This window comes from Kineococcus rhizosphaerae (assembly GCF_003002055.1).
Taxonomy (GTDB): Bacteria; Actinomycetota; Actinomycetes; order Actinomycetales; family Kineococcaceae; genus Kineococcus; species Kineococcus rhizosphaerae.
Genome location: NZ_PVZF01000052.1, coordinates 1 through 2,149, shown reverse-complemented (window position 1 = coordinate 2,149; position 2,149 = coordinate 1). Strand labels below are relative to the sequence as shown.

General features: G+C 66.9%; 2 protein-coding genes and 1 pseudogene. All 3 read left to right on the top strand.

Annotation, left to right across the window (positions count from 1 at the left end):
- A partial coding sequence (locus tag CLV37_RS26825; protein WP_146149643.1) for an extracellular solute-binding protein occupies positions 1-849 on the top strand: 849 nt, incomplete at its 5' end.
- A gap of 74 nt (positions 850-923) precedes the next feature.
- A complete protein-coding gene (locus CLV37_RS26820) occupies positions 924-1,775 on the top strand; it encodes a carbohydrate ABC transporter permease (protein WP_342762312.1) in 852 nt (283 codons plus the stop codon).
- 3 nt (positions 1,776-1,778) lie between these two features.
- Positions 1,779-2,149, top strand: a pseudogene (locus tag CLV37_RS26815) (carbohydrate ABC transporter permease); the annotation flags it as partial.

Genomic DNA, 2,149 nt, shown 5'->3' with positions numbered 1-2,149 from the left:
TTCTACAACAAGAAGCTCTTCAAGCAGGTCAACGTCGAGCCCCCGACCACGTGGGACGAGCTGATGGCCCTCGTGCCGAAGTTCAACGCCGCGGGCATCGCGCCGTTCTCCCTCGGTGGGCAGTCGCGCTGGACGAACATGATGTGGCTGGAGCTGCTGTTCGACCGCATCGGCGGCCCCGAGCTGTTCGAGTCGATCTACGACGGCAAGCCGAACTGGACCGACCCGGCCGCGATCGACGCCCTGACCAAGGTCCAGGACCTCATCAAGGCCGACGGCTTCATCAAGGGCTTCGCCTCCATCACCGCTGACTCCAACGCCGACCAGGCGCTGCTGTACACCGGCAAGGCCGCCATGATGCTGCACGGCACGTGGACCTACGGCTCCATGAAGTCCGACGGCGGCGACTTCGTCTCCGGCGGCAACCTCGGGTACATGAACTTCCCGGCCGTCACCGGCGGCAAGGGCGACCCGGCCAACACCTTCGGCAACCCGGCCCAGTACGTCTCGATCTCCTCCAAGGCCCCCCAGGCCCAGAAGGACATCGCCCTGGCGTTCTTCAAGGGCGGGCTGCTGCAGGAGAAGGAGGCCACGGCCTACATCGAGAAGGCCGGCGAGGTCCCGATCGTCAAGGGCATCGACTCCAAGTTCTCCTCCTCCGACGACGCCGAGTGGCTGAAGTTCGTCTACGACCTCGCGACGAACGCCCCGTCCTTCGCCCAGTCGTGGGACCAGGCCCTGTCGCCGACCGAGGCCGAGACCCTGCTGGACAACATCGAGAAGCTGTTCGGCCTGGCCATCACCCCGCAGCAGTTCGCCGACAACATGAACAAGGCGATCGGCTCGTGAGCGCGTCCGTGAGCGCGGCTCCTCCCGCTGTCGCAGCGAAGGTCCCCTCGGCGAAGCACACGTCGACGGGGCGGCTGGGATGGATCGTCCTGCCCGCGCTGATCATCTTCGTGGCCTTCGCCGTCATCCCCCTCATCGGGGTGTTCGTCCTGAGCTTCACCTCCTGGGACGGCATCGGGGCGATCCACTTCGCCGGTCTCGACAGCTGGAAGGCCGTGCTCACGGACCCCGGCCTCCCGCACGCGCTGTGGATCACGTTCCTCATCATCGTGCTGTCCTGGCTGGCCCAGACGCCGCTGTCGATCCTGCTCGGGGTCTTCATCTCCGGCAGCCAGAAGTACCGCGCCCTGCTCGCGGTCCTGTTCTTCCTGCCGCTGCTGCTGTCGGCCGCGGCCGTGTCCATCGCCTACAAGGCGCTGCTCGACCCGAACTTCGGCCTCGGGCCGGGGCTGAAGCTGAGCATCCTCACGCAGGACTGGCTGGGCCGCCCGGCCCTGGCCATGGGCGTCGTGATCTTCATCATCGCCTGGCAGTGGATCCCGTTCCACTCCCTGATCTTCCAGGGCGCGGTGCGGCAGATCCCCACCTCGATGTACGAGGCGGCCCAGCTCGACGGCGCCGGCCGGGTGCGGCAGTTCTTCTCCATCACCCTGCCGCAGCTGAAGAACACGCTCATCACGTCCTCGACCCTGCAGGTCGTCGGGTCGCTGACCACGTTCGACCTCATCTTCGTCCTCACCGGCGGTGGCCCGAACGACGGCACCCGGGCCCTGGCCCTGGACATGTACCTGACCGGTTTCCGCGCCAACCAGATGGGGCTGGCCTCGGCCATCGCCGTCATCCTGGTCGTGGTCGGCCTGATCCTGGCCCAGCTCCTGCAGCGCATCGGTGGCAAGGACCGTGGTTCTCAGATGGAAGGTGCCTGACCGATGGCGACCCAGACCGTGACCCGCAACACCGGGTCGTCCGCCGCGGGGGCCCCCCGCAACGGCACCACCGCCCGCAAGAACTGGATCGGCGGTGCCTTCGGGTGGCTGTGGCTGCTCGTCGTGCTGATCCCGATCTACTGGATCGTGATCACCAGCTTCAAGACCTCGGCGAACTACTTCGGGACCAACCCGCTCATCCCGCCGAGCTCGCCGACGCTGGACAACTACAAGATGGTGCTGGAAGCCGACTTCCTCCGGTACTTCGGCAACTCGCTGATCGTGACCGTGGGCGCCACCGTCCCGGCCGTGCTCATCTCCTTCATGGCGGCCTTCGCGATCGTGCGCGGCGGCGGCCGGTGGCTGAAGGCCGT